The sequence below is a fragment of the Pedobacter nototheniae genome, assembly GCF_032678625.1.
In the GTDB taxonomy this organism is placed as follows: Bacteria; Bacteroidota; Bacteroidia; order Sphingobacteriales; family Sphingobacteriaceae; genus Pedobacter; species Pedobacter nototheniae_A.
The window spans coordinates 90154-108926 of sequence record NZ_JAVTSO010000003.1; the positions used below are offsets into that span (position 1 = coordinate 90154).

Sequence of the window (18773 nt, forward strand, 5' to 3'; positions counted from 1 at the left end):
CAAATCAATTTATCAATTCATTTAAACAACACACAAAAGTATGCACAAAGCATGTACCCCAAAGAAAAAAATCTCAATTATAGTCTTATTTTTTTGTTCGCTCTGTTTTATATCCTTTTCTTCCCGGGCACAACAGGATTCGCCTTTAAATAAAATCATTACCATACAGGCAAATAATACGCCACTTGGCGATGCATTGAATGCCATTGCAGCAAAGGCTGGCATTTCTTTTTCTTACAGCAGTACGCAGTTAAATGTAAAGAGAAAAGTAAGTTTTAACTTCGAAGATAAATCGGTAAGAGATATTCTTACAGCCTTACTTGGCCGTCAGATAAAGCGACTAAGCACCGAAGGACAAAACATTACCATCCAAACCTCTTCAGCAAAAGGGAGTGTTTCCGGAAATGTAAAAACCAGTGATGGAAAACCTGCTGCCTATGTTACCGTAGAAATTGCCGGCTTAAGAGGCACACAGGCAGATGTTAACGGAAATTACAGCATTAAAGAAATAGAGGAAGGAAATTACACCATTGCCGCCAGTTATGTTGGTTTTAACCCACAACGACAGCAGATTAAAGTAGTTTCTTCTAAAAACACCACAATAGATTTCACCTTAACCGAAAACAGTAATGACCTTAATGAGGTAGAGGTTAATGGTAGAAAAAAGAACAAATTCGCCATCCGCAAAAGCGAAACCGTAGCTAAACTGCCGCTCAACAACCTCGAAAATCCACAGGTATATACCACGATTACCAAATCGCTGCTTAATGAGCAAATTACAACAGATTTAACGGATGTATTAAAAAACACACCAGGCGTATTGAAAATGCAAGGCAGTATTGGGAGAAGTGGCGATGGAGCTGTTTATTATAACCTCCGTGGTTTTCCGACAAGGATTTCGATGATAGATGGAATTGCCGGCCAAACCAATGGAGATATTGACCCTGCAAATGTTGAAAAGATAGAAGTTATAAAAGGCCCTTCGGGTACCCTGTTTGGGGGTTCGCTTACAACCTTTGGCGGACTGATTAATGTAGTTACCAAAAAACCGCTTGATACGCTTGGTGGTGAAATTGGGTATACCACCGGAAACTTTAATCTTAACCGTATTACTGCAGATGTTTACGGGCCGGTTAATAAAGATAAAAGTCTGAAATTTCGTTTAAATGCCGCTTATCATAAACGGAACAGTTTTCAGGACGCAGGATTTAGGAAATCAGTTTTCGTTGCACCTGCTATCTCTTATCGCTTTAATGAAAAACTGGAACTTTTACTGAATGCAGAATTCTATGATTATGAGGGCACAAACCCTTCGATAGTCTTTTTGCACCGTACCCGAAAATACATTGCAACTACACCTGCGGCATTAAATTACGATTGGAACCGTTCTTTTACCTCTAATGACATTACTTTAAAAGCACCCGCATCTAACATACACGGTCAGCTTAATTACAAAATTTCTGATCAATGGCGCTCACAAACTAATTTTTCAAGAAACATCAGAAAAACGGATGGAATATACCAGTATGAATTTATCCGTGGCGCTACAAGCGATGACCTGGTAGAGCGAAATGTACAGTATCAGAATTACGAAGGAACATCGACAGCTGTACAACAAAATTTCAATGCTGACCTTAAAATTGGCGGCATGAGACATCGTTTAGTCGCAGGGCTTGATTACCTTAACCAAACTACTTACAACAATAATTCTCCGATTGTAAAATTTGATACTGTAAGTGCCATTAATGGTGCAACAGCAGTTAAATATGGCAATTTAACCCGGGCAAAGGCAGAAGCAAAGATTGCCGCAGTTACTGGTGTTGGTGCAGCCGGCGCCGTTATTAAAAATTATAACTCGAATAATATATACAGTATTTATGCCTCTGATGCGATAAATGTAACAGACCAGTTGGTGGCCATGTTAAGTTTACGTGTAGATCGTTTTCAAAGCCTTGGAACAACAAACTTAGCCACAAACACGCAACAGGCTAATACAGCTTATAACCAAACAGCAGTATCGCCCAAATTTGGTTTGGTTTACCAGGTTATAAAGGAAAAGGTTTCCATTTTTGGAAATTACATGAATGGATTTAGCAATGTAGCTCCCGTTACCCAGCCTTTGGATGATGTTTCGGGCACTTTTAAACCGCAACAGGCAAACCAGATTGAAGGTGGTGTTAAAACAGACTTATTCGACGGACGCTTGTCTTTTACGGCAAGTTATTATAACATTAAAGTTAAAGATGTAACCAGAGAGGAAGTACTAAACAGGAATGGGATAGATTACAATATTGTTGTACAAAATGGAACCCAAACCAGTAAAGGTGTGGAGTTTGAACTGATTGCGAATCCATTAACCGGACTGAATCTGATTGCTGGTTATAGCCACAATGAAAGCAAACTTACTAAATCATCTGTGGCCCTTGAAGGAAGAAGACCTGCTTCGGCCGGGCCCGAGAACCTGGTTAATTTCTGGGCAAGCTACATGCAGCCAAATGGAAAATTAAAAGGTCTTGGTGCAGGATTTGGAGGCAATTATGCCGGAAAATATCTTTCAGGCAATTCACTTACTACCGGGATTTTCACTTTCCCTGCTTATACCCTGTTTAATGCAAGCATATTTTACGATACGCCTCGTTTTCGCGTAGGGCTTAAAGGAGATAATATCAGTGATGTATTGTATTTTACCGGGCAAGGTGTACTGAGTGCTCAGATGCCAAGAACCCTTTCAGCCAATGTTACGGTTAGATTTTAAGAAAACAATAGCCCTTTTACACCTCTGGCTCGGATTAATTTCCGGGCTGGTGGTTTTTATTTTAGGAATCACAGGTTCTATTTATGCATTTTCGGATGAGTTAAAAGAACTTTTTTATAAAGACCGGCTTTGGGTTGAGGTACCTGCCAACCAAAAGAAACTACCCTTTGAAAAAGTGATTGCAGTTGCTGAAGCTGCACTGGGAAAAGATCATAAAATCTCAAGGGCCGAGCTATCCAATGAGCCGGGAAGAACCTACATGTTCAGGGCATTAAAAGTAAACAAGGATGGTATTGGTTACTGGAATTATTACACCTATTATTATAAGGCTTATATCAATCCGTACACCGGCGAACTTGTTAAATTAGAAAACACAAAACAAGAATTCTTTACCGTAATACTTGCAGCGCACATGAACCTGCTTCTTGGCGATAAAATCGGGCACCAGATTGTGCGGTATTGCGTAATTTGTTTCGTGCTTTTACTTATTTCAGGCCTTATATTATGGTGGCCAAAAAACAGAAAAGCGGCAAAAAATAGCTTGAGTATTAAGTTTAGCGCTAAATTTAAGCGTTTAAATTACGACCTTCATAATGTTCTTGGCTTTTATGCAGCAGCAATGCTGATTATGATTTCTTTAACAGGGTTGGCATGGTCGTTTGGGCTGGTGAGCGAGAAAAAATCAAGGGTACAATCTGACACAACATTTGCATCGGGTAATACGCCACACCAGGAAATTTTCACTAAAACCAATGCCCTATCTCCAAAGGCGGCCTATTTACTTTATAATTTTCCTTCCCAAAAAAGCGGAACAGTTAATATAAGTGCTTATATGAGCAATAAGCACCTCTATGAAAAAACACAGTATAAATATGATCGGTATAGTGGAAAATTATTGGAAAAGGGCGCTCCATTTGCTAAACTAAACCCACTAAGTAAACTCAAAGCCCTTAACTACGACCTTCATACCGGAAGCGCTATTGGATTTCCAGGAAAAATTTTAGCCTGTTTAGCCAGTTTAATCGCAGCCAGCTTACCTATAACGGGATTTTTATTCTATGTATTCAAAAAAAAGCCTTTACAGAAGTCTGCTCGCCGCAATAACTAATCGCCCCGTTCGCTAAAAAATATTTTTTTCTTTTGCATAGCTTTTTGCCAACCGTATGGAAAAATAGCATGTTGGTTGGTTACCAATAAATTCATTTTTTCCTTAATGCTTTCCTGTAACTTTATAGGCAAAGCGTAAAAAGCTTGATCAATTGACGTATCTCGTTCATCATCAAGAACTCCATTTTGATGTCTGATCGCAATTTTCTGACCTTTGTAATAAATGATTATTTTAACACGACCATCATCATAATAATTCATTCCCTGTGTTCCGTACACAATTATAGGCGTTATTAAACCATCATTGTTATAATCATTAAACTGTGCATATTTTGTCCAGAACCATATCGATTCTTCACCATGCATTTTGGGGTTTATGCGATCGTTAATTTCCCAGGTTTTGGTAAGGGAACCATTTTCAGATTTAAAATTTATCGCCTTGATTTTATAATTAGTTACCTTGTTGAACGCATCTTTATCACGATTAACCACATCACGGCTTTCGGTTAGCACACAATAATACTGCCCGCTTCTATCATTATATCCGTAAACCCTAAAAATTGGGAAACTGATCCCCAGTTTTTCTCGGGCAGCAACAGGAAGTAAAGATGATACTTCCTGATCCGTCAGGATTTTGGAAGAGATAGTTGATTTAACTGTTTGTCCAAATACAGGAATGAAAAATAGCACAGCGAGAATTGTGAAGATTGTACGCATTGTTGTAGAGTGTTTAATTTATTTTTCACACGTTTTGGTTTCATTTCTTCACCACCGTGTTATACCATCCTGCAATTTACATTTTTTAAATGCCTGTGAAAGAATTATTGGTTTGTACAATTTCTTAATTATAATCCCTAAAGTTATTTAACGAAAAAGTATCTAACAGAAACTGCTTTTGATTAAACCGACTGTTCGATCACGCACATAAGACTGTTCGAAAACGGACACCTGACACAATTGTAAACAACTGACTATAAGGTATTTAAATTATAAAACTCCCTTTGGCACAAGCTTGGCCTATGGGGGTATAAACAATTGATAATTTTTAATCATTAAATAAAGTACACCATGAGAACTTCAATCAAAATCCAACTTGTTAGTGCATTGCTTTTAGCCATTGCAATTATTCCAGCAAACACATTTGCAAAGGAAAAAACACCGGTAACATTATCCGGCAACTCTTCTATCAGAAAAATCGCTTTAAAAGGAAACATAGAGGTAATATTAGTCCAAAGATCATTCGATGGTGTTTCTTATACCGATGATAATACTGGAACTGCAAAAGTTGTGCGGAAGGGCGATGTACTCCAAATAACCGGAACCAGTAAAGAGCCTGGAAAACTTTTTGTGTATGTACAAGAAATTTACAGAATAGAAGCTGAAGATGATGTTGTTGTTAAAACGGAAGACAGGCTGACTACAAAATTTCTCCAAATATTTCTTAAAGGAAATGCCCAGGCAGATATTAATACAAATACGCAGGGATTATTTACTGTTATGCATGACTATGCGAGTTTAAAGTTAAGCGGATCCAGTAACAACCATACCTTGGTGATGAGTAAAAAACAAAAGCTGACTTCTGACAATTTTGTAGCGCTCAATACCGATATTATAGCGCCAGAAAATTTAACTGTTGATAACGAAATTGCTGCTTTTTAATAATCGAGAAACATAAGGCGCTGTGGTATTGATCATGGAGCCTTATTAATATAGAAATAAACTTAACTTCAGGTATTATTTTCCGATCTACCATCACTCATTTATTTTAAAATAAAATTGCAATATCGAGCAAATTTGCATAATATAGAAAAATTAATTCAACGCGTATTTGAAAGCGCTATACGTAAATTCTTTGTTTTGATCCTATGTTTGGATACAATTCTAAGTAAGATACTTTGTTGAAAGTAGGGTAAATATTGTTTAATGTTATCCTTCTATATTTAGAAATCGAATGCAAATAAAAATAAATCTACATTAAATGAGACTTAAAAACTACATGTTTACTGCACTTATAATCGGCGTTTCGATTGGTTCATGTTTAGCCCAGCAAAAAAAGGAAAATGAACTTTCTGCAACGGAAAAAAAAGAAGGTTATAAATTGCTTTTCGACGGCAATACCCTGAACGGATGGCATTTATACAATCAAGGTAAAATTGTTTCCGGATGGGTTGTTAAAAATGGAGAACTTAGGTGTACACCGGGCACAACAGCGGCGCATGGAGACTTAGTTACTGACAGCAAATACGAAAACTACGAGTTGAAATTCGATTGGAAAATCAGCAAAGAAGGAAATAGTGGTGTTTTTATTAATGTGCTGGAACGCAAAGACATTCCAACGGCATGGGCATCAGGACCAGAGTATCAACTCCTTGAACGTTCTAATCCAGACTATAAAATGGAGATGAAAAGACCTGGATGCCTCTACAGTTTTTCTAAACAATTAAATCCGGTCGAACTCAAACCTTTTGGCCTCTGGAACCATTCAGTGATTAAACAACAAAATGGCAAAGTACAATTTTATTTGAATGGTGTTTTAACTGCTGAACAAGACTTTAAAACGGAAGCATGGAAAACTGCGGTAGCCAATACCAGTTTCAAGAATTTTCCTGAATTCGGAAAATATACGAGTGGACAGATTGCCTTACAGGATTGGAACAAGGGAATTGCTTTTAAAAACATTAAGCTTAAAAGCCTTTAATCATCAAAATCTGGGCGCTTAATTTAATTAGGCGCCTTTGATTAAAACTTCAAATTGCCGGATTCTCTGCAAGCACTGAAATCATGGGAAGCAGCAACGATTAATCTAATTGGGCTGAAGAAAGGCATTAAATAATTTTCATATCCTGATAACGCAGCTCGTCTAATTTACGATCGTTACTTGCCAGTTCCGTAACTACTGCATCAACCTTTTCCAGGTTGCAAACTTTAAAAACCTCGTTTTTCCCAATTTTTTTGCTGCTGCTGAGAATGATTACCCTTTTTGCACCTTTCAGCATCGCCTTTTTCACTTGTCCATCCTCTCTAATGGCTGCAGTAACACCGTATTCCCTTGAAATTGCGCAGGTACCCATCAGGTATAAGTCGGCTACAAATTGCTTTGCATCTTCACAGGTTTTCGTACCCACATTGGTTTGTGTATCTCGGTTGTAGGTTCCGCCCAATACAATCAGTTCGATGCCTTTAAAATTGGATAAAATAGGAACTAAAGCCTGGTTATTGGTAATAATACGGAATGAGGAGTTGCTCGGAAATCTTTCTGCAACTGCACAGATTGTTGTTCCGCCATCCATAAAAATGGTCATTCCTTTTTTTAACAAAGGCTGGATTTTAAAAGCTACGGTTTCTTTTTCTGCCGACTGGAATTGTGTCCTGTCCTGAAAGGCAAGCGGATTTTTGTCTGTAGCAATAGCCCCACCCCTAACCTTTGACAACAAGCCGTTTTGATGCAGATAATCAATATCTCTCCTGATGGTATCTTCAGAAACCTGCAAATCATTAGACATGTCCTGATAGGAAATCTGCCTGGCATCTTTCAGGCTTGCAAGAATGTGTTCAAAGCGCTTTTCCCTAATCATAACTACGGCAAATATAATTAATTTAATTTCACCCGAAACATCATGAACGCTACACCTTAACCTTTCAAAACGATCCCACTTTTTACGTACATTCAATACTGCATAAGTTCTCTATTTGTGATTTCACTTTAAAAACAGCTTAAGAACGGAGTAAATCTATAGTGGAAGAAATTTGAAACAGGCGATAACTTTATGGCAACTAAAATTCTTACCTTGTTCTTATTAACTTACAAAGGTTTACATAAAAATAATTGAAACTTAAGAATTAAATTCCCTCTGTTATGGACAAAACATCAGATAATCCTATGAAATGGAGTCATTTTTTAGCTGGTTTTTTTGCAGGTGTATTTTTAACAAATGCAATTCCGCATTTCGTTAATGGTATTTCAGGAATTCCATTTCCAACGCCATTTAGTGATCCTCCGGGTAAAGGGCTTTCTTCTCCCTTGATAAATGTGTTATGGGCTTTATTTAACATCATTATAGGCTACTTACTGTTTAGGTACAGCAAAATAAACTCTAAAAGCAAATTGGGATTATTAGTGTTTTTTTTGGGTATTGTCGCAATCAGCGTAATGAGCAGCCTTGCTTTTGAGGGTAAGCTAAAATAATTATGTAATAAGAGTTAGTCACACAGGCTGGCCCATGTTAATGCATTTTTTGCGCTTGCTTATCCCGAATTTTGAATGGTTTTCTAAAGTTTTTAAAACCGTTGTTTTTAGGATATCCGGGGCTACCGAAATATCCAAAGGCTTGTTAGATTACTTCTCATGTTGTTCGTTGTTGTATTTTGTTATCGAAAAACTAAATACAAAACCTCCTTATAAGGGTTCGTTTTTGTACGGAAATGATTTGTTTTTGTACTGCAAGGAGGAGTTTATCCTTTTTTCGTTAAAAGTGACGTGGAGTTTTTGTGGCAATAACATAATTGTTAAATTTGGCCCCTTATAAAACAAACGGACGCTCTACTAAAAAAAAGCGATCCATAACATCAAATTAATAAGCATAAAATAAATGGAAGAAAACGATTTTGTTTCGATCTGGTTGGAGGAAAGTGGTAACCCGGCGATTGAAGAGCTGACCAAGGTGAACCGTGAAGTTGCGGATAAAATGACCAGGTATTTATTGGAAAAAGGACTTCGTTCAACCGATCTTTCTGTTGCACTCGACATCAATCATGGTGAAATTACCCGATGGCTCCATGGCTCGCATTCTTTTAGTGTAAAGAAACTAAAGGAAATGTCTGACTCACTGGCAGATTACAACATCTAAATATGCTGTTTGTATTTTTTGCTTTGAGGTAAGGAAATGCGTCTGCGTTTGAAGATTTGTTTTTTAAATCATAACAAACGGTAAACGGATACACGCGGAGAGGATTCTTATTTAAAAAATTCGCCAATATGCCAAAGAATACCTGATGGATCATGCAAAAAGCATTCTCTTCCCCAGTGTTCTACTCTAACAGGAACCAACTTTACTTCTTTGTATCTATCGGTTAAGTTTAGGGCAAGTAAATCATCATAAAACCGATTTACGTTTTCCACTTCCATAAAAACCATTGTATTATCCACCCAGTCCTGAACATAGGCATCCTGAAGATAAAAACCCAATTCTCTGCTTTTGAACAAACTCATTTTGCTGGTAAGCACCACTTCCTGGAATCCCAAATCCAGGTAAAAATTCCTGGATAGTTCAAAATTTTTTGCGCCAATAAAAGGTCTTATCGATATTGATCTGTGTTCCATAAACTCAGCTTATAATTTGGTTAAAGATAAGGGTATTAACCCAGGCTTGCACTTGATTAGGATCAAGAAATAGTTTATAGCCTAACAATTTTTTCCCTTACCCGGCTTAATGTTTCGGGCGTCATTTTCAGGTAAAAGGCAATCATTTTTAAAGGAAAAGCCTGTATTAACTGCGGCTTGTTATCCAAAAGGTGCTGATATTTTTCCAATGGCCTTAGGTTATTCTCAAAAAAAGCAACCCTTGATGCTGCATTTTCCATAATCCTATTAAACTGAAGAAAAGCAATTGAATGCCCAATGAGATAGTGAAGCGATTCGATGCTTAGTTCTAAAACGGTGCCATCCGTAAATGCTGTAATGAAACCATCTGCCGGTTGTTGCGCAATAAAACTTTTATGGCTTATTATCCATTCTCTTTCCAAATGGAGATCTGTTATGTTTGGAACATATTGATCTTTAACATTATACTGATAAAACAAACCTTCAAGATTAAAAAAAACCGACTTTGCCACTTCACCTTTTTGCAGCAATACCTCATTTTTTTTCACATGTTTAAGCTTTACTTCATTTTGAAAGAGTGTTTGTTCCGAATCAGAAAAACTGCCTATGGTGTTTAGTACTTCCGAAAACATAATTCTATCCATAAAATAAAGTATTTCCTGATCCTAAATTGGCTTAACCAAACATTAAAACAAAAATAAACAATAGATTGATTTTTTTTAATTGAAAAAGTCGGATGATATACGTCGTCCGACTTTTTATTTGAGATGACCATATTGCTGACAATCCATGTTGGTTTTCAGCAAGGTATATTTGGAGATTTATCTTAGTTTTTTTCGATTTCCTTTAAGTTATCCATTTTCTTATAAGCCAGGAAGCCTTTAATGTCCTCAAAGTGTTCTCGCACTCTTTTATTACCAAATTCGAATACTTTTTCGACCAGTCCATCTAAGAAATCCCGATCGTGAGATACCAGAATTAAGGTACCATCAAAATCCCGGAGTGCATCCTTAATAATATCTTTAGTTTTCATATCCAAATGGTTGGTTGGCTCATCGAGTATCAGCACATTTACAGGTTCCAACAACAACTTAATCATAGCTAAACGGGTTTTCTCACCGCCAGAAAGGACCTTAACTTTTTTAGTGGTATCATCCCCACTAAACATAAAAGCCCCCAAAAGGTCTTTAATTTTTATTGTATTATCGCTCAGCGGAATCTGGTCAATGGTTTCGAATACGGTTAAAGTCTCGTCAAGCAATGCGGCTTGGTTTTGGGCAAAATAGCCAATCTTAGCATTGTGACCCACTTTTAAACCACCTTCAAAGTCGATTTCGCTCATAATGGCTTTGATCATGGTTGATTTACCTTCACCATTTTTACCTACAAAAGCCACTTTTTCTCCACGCTCAATTACCATATTTGCTTTTTCAAATACAACATGGTCGCCATAAGTTTTCGTTAACTCTTCTACCATTACCGGATACTGACCGGAACGTGGCGATGGTGGAAATTTCAACCGTAATGCTGAAGTATCTACTTCGTCGATCTCAATAACCTCGAGTTTTTCAAGCATCTTTACCCGCGATTGTACCTGCAAAGTTTTGGAATAGGTTCCTCTAAAACGATCTATAAATTCCTGGTTATCGGCAATAAAACGTTGCTGCTCTTCGTAAGCTTTTAACTGATGCAAACGCCTATCGGCACGCAATTGCAAATAGTGGCTGTATTTCGCTTTGTAATCGTATATCCTGCCCATGGTAACCTCAATGGTGCGATTGGTAATGTTATCTACAAAGGCACGGTCGTGAGAAATAACCATTACGGCTTTTGCGGAGTTGATTAAGAAATCTTCCAACCATTGTATACTTTCAATATCCATGTGGTTGGTTGGCTCATCAAGCAAGATAAGATCAGGTTTTTTTAACAGAATTTTAGCCAATTCGATACGCATACGCCATCCACCAGAAAACTCTGAAGTTTGACGGGCAAAATCCTTACGCTCAAAACCCAAACCTTTTAGCACCTTTTCTACCTCTGCATCATAATTGATTTCTTCGATAGAATAAAACTGTTCACTTAATTCCGACACCCGTTCGATTAACTTCATGTAGTCATCACTTTCGTAATCAGTACGAATAGTGAGTTGTTCATTCAGCTCATCAAGTTCTTTTTGCATCTGGTTTACTTCTTCAAAGGCTTTCATCGTTTCCTCAAAAACGGTAACCTTATCCTGGGTAAGCAAATGTTGCGGCAAATAGGCTATTACGGCATCCTTGGGCCCAGTTACATTACCAGAAGTAGGTTTAATTGCATCGGCTATGATCTTTAGGATGGTCGATTTACCTGCGCCATTCTTACCCATCAGAGCAATTTTATCGTTCTCGTTTATGGAAAAAGTTACGTCGCTAAACAGGACAGTTCCGCCAAATGAAACGGAGATGTTATTTACATTAATCACAGTATGAAAATTGAATTTTTGGCAAAGATAATGGAACACACCGGATTATAAAGTTGAAAATATGGTTCCACCATAAAAAAGCCGGAGTAAAAACTTTAAAAAGTCATTACTCCGGTTTCTTCCACCAATATGGGTTAATTCGTAGTGAAGCCGTACTTTCTATAAATTTCTTTTCCTTTTTCACTAACAATGAAATCCATAAAATCCTTTGCTGCTTGCGGATGTGGTGCCTTTTTTAATTGTCCCGCAACGTATGTAGCTTCAATATTTTCTTTGTCAGGAATTTGGATTAACTCAATTGGATGGTTTATCATTTTCTGATAATACGCCTCAGAATACCAAACAGGACCTGCATGTGATTCGCCATAAAGTACCCGCATAGGGGTTTGACGGTGATGAATATAGGTCAGGTAGGTTGACTTATCTTTTACTTTTTCTACCATTACCTTATTTTTAAGCGCTTCTCCGCCCGCTTTCACATAAGCTTCTTCTATTCTTTTACCAATTCCTTCCCATTCGGGGTTTGGCATAGCTACTTTAATATTATCTCTCCCAAGGTCGTTTAAGCTTTTTATCTTTTCCGGATTACCTTTCTGTACCATTATGGCCAATTTATTCTTTGCATAAGCCTCTGTTCTGGAAAACCAATCTGAAAATTCAGTAATTTTTGATTTCCCTGCAGTATACACATCCGGCTGATTGGATATCCGCATATTCCCTATGGTTATGGAACCAGTTTGAATCTGTTTCGCAAGGATTCCAGGAGGAAGGGTTTCAGCAAATACCCTTGAATATTGGGGATAGGTTTTCTTGAACGCGCCCAGCAACTCATCAATTACCATAAACTGGTTTCCGGCAAAAAATATTACCAGTTGCGGATCAGTAATGTCGCCAAATAAATCAGGCACATTATCTATTCCCTTAACTGTAAAATTAAGTCCATCGTTAAATGGTTTATTCCAAGGCGGATCAAATCTATATTCCTGTTCCTGCGCTTGCAAGTTTATTGATATACATGTTATAAGTGCCGAAACGAGCACTAAAATGAATGGTTTCATAAAACGTAGATTATTTATGGATGAATAATTGCCCAGCCTTGTGCCTGGCGAATGATCAGTTCTCCATTACCACTTGGTACATAAGAAATAAAAGGTAACAGTTCATCTTTTGAAATATTTCGTTCTTTCAGGGTATTTTCACATTCTGCAAGAATAACACCTTTATTTTTGAGCTGTAAAAATTGTTCCTGGTACGGTGAATCTTTTTTAAATGATATAACACCACCGCCATGAACAACCAGTTCAATTTCTAATTTCCCTTTAAGTCTTGGGTCTTCTAACGCATTATTGATGTTTTTAATTGTTGCAAGAATTTTCTTATCCTCGTCGGAATTAAGCTGGTAAACAGCTTTATATTTTTTTTGGTCAGCAATTGCACCGTGAAAGACTTTGGCAGCAACTGGTTTTTCCTGAGCGGCAAGGTTAAGACTGAACATGATGGCCACTGTTGCCATCAAAAATTTGATTTGTTTCATCATGTTTATATTTATTTTGTTATTGAGTTTTTTATTGGCTCATAAGGGCCAAATTTATGTTGCATTTCCGTGAACTTGTCTGCATAAGGGCCAAATGGAAAATCAACGGGTTTCTTGGATAAGTCTACCCAATCACGTTGCTGATCTTTATGTGGCCGAGGCTGGTCATTCACAAAGGCTGCAACGTCCCACGCCTCCTCATTGCTTAATATTTGATTTTCATATGAAGCACCAAAGGGCATATTGTTTTTTACATAACCTGCAAAATTCGAAATTCTGAAAAGGCCAGCCGCATCGTTATAACTATTTTGCCCCCATAATGGTGGATAAGTATAGCTTTTTTTGTCTTCCGAAATCAATCCTGCCCCTGCTGCTCCATGACAAGTCGCGCATTTTGACTGGTAAATCAGTTTACCTTTCACCGGATCTGCCGCCCTTTCTAAGTAGGCCAATTTTTCTAACCCCGCTCCTTTTGGTACAATACCCTTTTTTACTTCGGTTCCTAAAAACCTGATGTAAGCCAACATTGCTTTTATTTCTTTACTGGAGCTATCAGGCTTTATTCCATTAAGGCTTCTCTCAAAACAGTCTGAAATACGCTTCACTATACTCTCATTTGTTCCTGATCTGGCTCTGAATTTTGGATAAGTAGAATAAACGGCAGAATAATTATTGCCAAATGGTTTGGTGCCAGCATCCATGTGGCAATTTTGGCAATTCATACCATTCGTTAACTTTCCAACTACCCCTTGCGGACCAAAATATTTTGCTGTATTTGCAATTAAATCTCTCCCATATTCAACCAATTCCTTTTCTTGTTTATTTTTCAATAAACTGATTTCCGGAGCCTTCCAGATTCCCGTATTAGAATCCGTACCTGGTTGTTGAGGCTTTTTATTTTCTTTACCCGGGACTTCTGCTTTAGCAAAAAGAGTGGGTTTTGGAATTATACGCATAAATACCAGTGTAATGCTAAGCCCTAATAGCAATACTGTTAAGATTATAACTACTGTTATACCGCGGCGGATTTGTTTTAATAATTGTTCCATTATTTTAATCTTCCCAACTTTAACCCTGAGGTTTGTATTACAAATATGATTGGAAAAAGAGTAAAATAGAAATTCAATTATGTTATTGTCAATAACAAAAAGTTATTAAGAAGTACGCGGCAGATAACCTATAATATACATAGATATTGTATTTTTAATTGGTATTAAGCTATTTATTTTTTTGCTACGATCTTTACAATAAATTCAATGGAGTCTGATATCGCTTGATTTGCTAAAAGACCGTAGAATTTTCCTGATTTATAGCTGACATTCCATTTTGTTCGATCAATAATCAGCTTACCATCCGCTTTAACAATTCCGTTTTTAACTTCCATTTTAGCTGGAAAAGTAACGGGGTGTGTAATACTCTTAATGGTTAGGTTCCCTGTAATCTCCTTATTATTCTCATTTATCGATGTAATCTTCGTTATTTCGATGGTAGAAAAGGGAAATTTTTCAACCTCAAAAAAATCAGGATTTTTTAAATGTTTAATGAGTCCGTTATTGCTTCTATGTTTTTCATCTTCAATTGTATTCATGTCTATTTCAACTGTACCGCCCGTAAGTTGGCCGTTTTCAATCATCAATTCTCCTTTTGATATATAAACATACCCATTATGAGAATTAGAGCCAATTAAACTAAAACCTTTCCATGCCACAACACTTTCCTTCGTATCTATTGTAATATATTTTTCGTTCCCAGTGTGTAAGGATATGGAACCTGCCGGTGCATTATTCTTATTTTCCTTTTTTACAGGTCCACGGCATCCGAAAGCCAAAAGCGTTACAATTATAATTAAGTGATTGATTGATAGCTTACTGTTCATAATATAGAAATAAAATTGATTAATAATAATTGTTTTTTTAATTGAGCAATACACCTCATTGCTGTCCAGTTTTCCTTTTAAAATCCGTGATGTTTTTTCCATCGTAACGATACACGCCACTTTCAGATCCTAAAGCTCCAAACCAAATACTTCCATCGTTAGCTTCCAAAATCCCACAAAGCATTCCTGTTCCTTTTAAAGCCATTATTTCGGTTAACCTGGGTTCTTTATCGTATAATGACTTTTGATCATAACGCGAGAGTACCCAAACCTTCCCATTAGGAGGACTTACCATGCCAGTAGTCCAGATATTTCCTTTTTTATCCTGGATCATTGCAAAGGCACCTCTCTGCGATACCTTGGTGTAGATACGGCCGTCGTAGCGCCAAAGCCCTTCTTCTACAGTCAAAACAGCACCATTATTTAATATTCTTTTTCGATCTTTTATTATCGACCCACCGAACCAAATATTGCCTTTTTTATCTTCAATTATCGCCCAAACATTGTAAAAGGCTTTACCATCTTTATTTCTGAAAACAGTAAATGTTTTGCCATCATAAAAACAGGCATCGCCCCTGGTGCCAAACCAAAACTTCCCGGTTTTGTCTTCCATAATTGTATTGACACCGTTGTTGGGCAGTCCATCTTTAACTGTAAAATTCCGAAAAGATTTCCCATCGTAACGGCTTGCTCCTCCTCCGGTGGCGAACCAAATATGACCAGCTTTATCTTCATAAATAGCCCCAACGCCATTACTGGCGAGTCCTTCCTTAGTTGTAAAATGTTGAAAGGATTTCCCATCATAACAATAAACACCTGAATCAGTGGAAGAGAACCAAAGGTTTCCTTTTCTATCCTCCAGAACATCCCAAAATCTGCGTGAACCTATTTTCCTGGTGAGATTGGTAAACAATTTTCCATCATATCGGAAAACACCACTAAATGAGGCAGCAATCAAAATGTTTCCCTTTCTATCTTGCTTTACATTCCGCACCATACTATTAGGCCCGTATAAAGTGACTGAATCTTTAGTTCCGAACTTAGTATTCTCTTTTGGCAGATCTCTTTTGTTTTGTTTACAGGAAGTGCAAAAAATTACCATCAAAAACAAAGCATATCGGTATACTTGCTTTATCTTTTTTCTTTTAATTAATTTGATAATCAGGTTAAACAGAACGGTTCTTTTATTTTTCATCTCGTCTAATTGGTTCAGCGAAATTACTTCGATACCTTTCCGTGCAGAGAATTTGAATTGTAAATAAAAATGTAAACTTTGTAAATAAAAACTTTACGCTATGCATCTTAGTCAGAATCTCTTCTCCGGAAAACATAAGTACTTGTGCGGATTGATCCTACTCTTGTTTGGCTGTGCAATCTGCGTGGCTTTCAGTATGGCTGGCACTGACGATTTTAATCATGCCAGAAGGGAGGTTTTGCTCCGTAAGATCGGACACGAACTGCTCTTGCAATCGGGCGACAGTACATCAAGGGTACTCCCGGTAAAAAAGATTACTGAAAATGAATACCAGATCAGGTTTGAGAAAGAGCTTACTTTTAAACCAGATTACCTCGTGAGTACAACCCGGCGCTTGTTGGCTAAAGATCCGCTTGCAAGTGATTATGTTGTTAACGTTTTAAACTGTGGCAACGAGAGCGTAGCCTACGGATATGCTATATCTAAAAATGAAAAAGATGATATTGTAGCCTGTAAAGGAAGAGTACAGCCTAAATCATGTTATAGGATCAATATTAAATTTAAATCAATCGATAGAAATACTGCAAAGAGTGGATATCTTCTGGGTAGTTTGCCATTTTTAGCATTTGTTGGTTTTATGTTTTTGAAATCTGTTCAACCGCAAAGTACTCCATCTAATGAACAGCGCAGCAGGCTATTCCATTTGGCTTCAGTTGTGTTTGATCCGCAGCAAAAGCAACTGAAAATAAATAAAGAAACCATAGACCTCACTGGCACCGAAACGCGCCTTTTGCTTATTTTCGCATTGTCTCCTAACGAGACCATAGAGCGAAGCCGACTGCAAAAAGAAATATGGGAAGATGAAGGTGTTATTGTGGGGCGTAGCCTGGATATGTTCATATCAAAACTCAGAAAAAAATTGGAACTTGATCCGAATACCAAAATTGTTGTTGTTCGCGGCAAAGGATACAAACTTCAAATTAGCACTTAATACATACTTTAATCTGGTAGCAGTAAAAATTATTCTCCTCGCTGTTCGAATTCAAAACCATGCTTTCGAACAGAAAGGCTGCATTAAAATATTCACCAAAAAACAAAACTACTTTCAATATTTAAATGACTTTTTATTACTTATTGAGTTTAATTGTAAAGGATTTGAAAGTAAAGGCTTTATATAAATATTGAATATTTATAAAGATTTTGGCTGTAACTTTCCAAGCTAATGTCGTCTAATTGAAATGAAAAAATTATGTATAGTATTATGTGCGCTTTTAAATCTTTTCTGCACATACCGTTCTTTTGCGCAAGATAGTGTAATCACTAACCTTGCAAAAGCTAATGTATCATCCTTTTTGCCTGAAGGGAATTCGTTTTCCGGTTTAGGTTGGACCAAGATTATGGAGAAGGTAAACGGAAGTAATAATGTGCTCATTGGAGAAGATCACTTTACGAATGAAATCCCGTATTTCACTTCTGCATTAGCTTCACAAGTAAAATTTGATAACTTCTTTTGTGAAATTGATCCCTTTACCGCTGGCATTTTACAGCAGAAGATTAAAAATCTATCAGAGGTTGAATTACAGAAGTATGTAAGTAAATATGGAAATACCTTTTCTTTCTATGCTCTTACTCCTGAATTTGCCCTGCTTAAACAGTTGACTAAATCAAACACCCAGATCCATGGAACTGATCAGATCATGGTAGTTGGTGACAGGGTAATATGCAACGAGCTACAAAAAATCACAAAGAATAAAAAAGCTAAAGAGATATATACCACGATAGAAAATAATTCAAAAGTATACTTTGACAATTTTCTAAAGGATCGAAGTAAGCCTCTTTATCTATTCACAACGGACTTTGAAAAAAATATAGAAGAACTATCATTACTCCAATTAAGCCCAAAAGAAGGACAAATAATTGCTGCTTTGAAGCAAAGTGTAAAAATATATAAGTCTCGAAACCATCATTTGCGAATTCAATTGATGAAAAATCAACTCATGGAAGAATATTCAGACTGGGCTGGCAAGAGAAATCTTTTTAAATATGGTGCAAATCACTTAGCAAAAGGCGAAAGTTTGATGGAGGTTTATGATATTGGAAACTTAGTAAACAATATTGATGATAGTAATTACAAAAATTCTTCGCACATCATGATATTAGGTATGTCAGGAACCCAGGCGTCGCCATTTCAAGGAGATCCTGAAGAAAAAGTTAATGAAAACAGCAGTATACTTAAAACATTAAAACCAATAACAAAAGCAATCGACGGGAACCAATGGTATTGTTTTGATATGCTTCCGCTAAGAAAGGCACTGAATGAGGGAAAGATTAGCATCTCCGATATACAGCTATCCAGGATAATAAAAGGCTATGATTTATTAGTCGTTATTCCGAAGGTTACCGCATCTAAAATTGCTTTATAAATTCAATAGGGATCCCGTTCCGGGATCCCTAAGGAAAATGCCCCATGAGCGGGGGTACTTTGATTTTGGTTAAGCTATTTTAAACTGAGGCTGATTTGTTTA

The 18773-nt window shown here is 37.0% G+C and carries 18 protein-coding genes; 8 read left to right on the forward strand and 10 right to left on the reverse strand.

The genetic code is table 11. The features are described from left to right. Positions 1–40: 40 nt before the first annotated feature. Together R2Q77_RS10480 and R2Q77_RS10485 are read left to right on the forward strand one after the other, a co-directional pair. Complete coding sequence (locus R2Q77_RS10480; protein WP_316803685.1) at positions 41–2755, forward strand: TonB-dependent receptor; 2715 nt, start codon at positions 41–43, stop codon at positions 2753–2755. Next, the gene (locus R2Q77_RS10485; RefSeq protein ID WP_316803686.1) at positions 2736–3863 is read left to right on the forward strand and encodes a PepSY-associated TM helix domain-containing protein; all 1128 of its coding nucleotides are present in this window, start codon (positions 2736–2738) and stop codon (positions 3861–3863) included. Before R2Q77_RS10480 ends, R2Q77_RS10485 begins: the two co-directional genes overlap by 20 nt. Here R2Q77_RS10485 and R2Q77_RS10490 read toward each other — a convergent pair. Further along, positions 3860–4579: a M949_RS01915 family surface polysaccharide biosynthesis protein gene (locus R2Q77_RS10490; protein ID WP_316803687.1), complete on the reverse strand. Its 720-nt coding sequence runs from the start codon at positions 4577–4579 to the stop codon at positions 3860–3862. The two genes, R2Q77_RS10485 and R2Q77_RS10490, sit on opposite strands and share 4 nt — an antisense overlap. Before the next feature lie 351 nt (positions 4580–4930). Between R2Q77_RS10490 and R2Q77_RS10495 the strand changes: the two genes are divergently transcribed. Beyond that, positions 4931–5521, forward strand: coding sequence for a GIN domain-containing protein (locus R2Q77_RS10495; protein WP_316803688.1), 591 nt, complete (start codon positions 4931–4933; stop codon positions 5519–5521). Between the two features lie 319 nt (positions 5522–5840). Beyond that, complete coding sequence (locus tag R2Q77_RS10500; protein WP_316803689.1) at positions 5841–6560, forward strand: DUF1080 domain-containing protein; 720 nt, start codon at positions 5841–5843, stop codon at positions 6558–6560. A 127-nt stretch (positions 6561–6687) separates the two neighbouring features. Here R2Q77_RS10500 and R2Q77_RS10505 read toward each other — a convergent pair whose 3' ends face one another. Next, positions 6688–7437, reverse strand: a complete 750-nt coding sequence (locus R2Q77_RS10505) for a DeoR/GlpR family DNA-binding transcription regulator (RefSeq protein WP_316803690.1) — start codon at positions 7435–7437, stop codon at positions 6688–6690. A 281-nt stretch (positions 7438–7718) separates the two neighbouring features. Here R2Q77_RS10505 and R2Q77_RS10510 point away from each other — a divergent pair, with 281 nt between their 5' ends. Both R2Q77_RS10510 and R2Q77_RS10515 read left to right on the forward strand, forming a co-directional pair. Continuing rightward, on the forward strand, positions 7719–8048 hold the full coding sequence (locus R2Q77_RS10510) for a hypothetical protein (RefSeq protein WP_316803691.1): 330 nt from the start codon (positions 7719–7721) through the stop codon (positions 8046–8048). 403 nt (positions 8049–8451) lie between these two features. Next, positions 8452–8709, forward strand: a complete 258-nt coding sequence (locus tag R2Q77_RS10515; protein ID WP_316803692.1) for a hypothetical protein — start codon at positions 8452–8454, stop codon at positions 8707–8709. A 107-nt stretch (positions 8710–8816) separates the two neighbouring features. Here R2Q77_RS10515 and R2Q77_RS10520 read toward each other — a convergent pair whose 3' ends face one another. From R2Q77_RS10520 to R2Q77_RS10555, 8 genes are all read right to left on the reverse strand, one after another. After that, positions 8817–9182: a glyoxalase gene (locus R2Q77_RS10520; RefSeq protein WP_316803693.1), complete on the reverse strand. Its 366-nt coding sequence runs from the start codon at positions 9180–9182 to the stop codon at positions 8817–8819. Between the two features lie 74 nt (positions 9183–9256). Then, a complete protein-coding gene (locus R2Q77_RS10525; RefSeq protein WP_316803694.1) occupies positions 9257–9826 on the reverse strand; it encodes a hypothetical protein in 570 nt (189 codons plus the stop codon). Between the two features lie 182 nt (positions 9827–10008). Further along, positions 10009–11643: an ABC-F family ATP-binding cassette domain-containing protein gene (locus R2Q77_RS10530; RefSeq protein ID WP_316803695.1), complete on the reverse strand. Its 1635-nt coding sequence runs from the start codon at positions 11641–11643 to the stop codon at positions 10009–10011. A 134-nt stretch (positions 11644–11777) separates the two neighbouring features. Then, positions 11778–12701, reverse strand: a complete 924-nt coding sequence (locus R2Q77_RS10535) for a substrate-binding domain-containing protein (RefSeq protein ID WP_316803696.1) — start codon at positions 12699–12701, stop codon at positions 11778–11780. A 14-nt stretch (positions 12702–12715) separates the two neighbouring features. Beyond that, positions 12716–13180 carry a DsrE family protein gene (locus R2Q77_RS10540; RefSeq protein ID WP_316803697.1) on the reverse strand — a complete coding sequence of 155 codons (465 nt, stop codon included), beginning with the start codon at positions 13178–13180 and terminating at the stop codon, positions 12716–12718. 8 nt (positions 13181–13188) lie between these two features. Further along, complete coding sequence (locus tag R2Q77_RS10545; RefSeq protein WP_316803698.1) at positions 13189–14226, reverse strand: c-type cytochrome; 1038 nt, start codon at positions 14224–14226, stop codon at positions 13189–13191. Positions 14227–14399: 173 nt separating this feature from the next. Next, complete coding sequence (locus R2Q77_RS10550) at positions 14400–15053, reverse strand: YceI family protein (protein ID WP_316803699.1); 654 nt, start codon at positions 15051–15053, stop codon at positions 14400–14402. A gap of 55 nt (positions 15054–15108) precedes the next feature. Next, positions 15109–16248, reverse strand: coding sequence for a two-component regulator propeller domain-containing protein (locus R2Q77_RS10555; RefSeq protein ID WP_316803700.1), 1140 nt, complete (start codon positions 16246–16248; stop codon positions 15109–15111). Positions 16249–16444: 196 nt separating this feature from the next. Between R2Q77_RS10555 and R2Q77_RS10560 the strand changes: the two genes are divergently transcribed. Beyond that, positions 16445–17239 (forward strand): winged helix-turn-helix domain-containing protein, encoded by a 795-nt coding sequence (locus R2Q77_RS10560; protein ID WP_316803701.1) that lies wholly within the window; start codon positions 16445–16447, stop codon positions 17237–17239. A 247-nt stretch (positions 17240–17486) separates the two neighbouring features. Continuing rightward, positions 17487–18671, forward strand: coding sequence for a hypothetical protein (locus R2Q77_RS10565; protein ID WP_316803702.1), 1185 nt, complete (start codon positions 17487–17489; stop codon positions 18669–18671). Positions 18672–18773 lie beyond the last annotated feature (102 nt).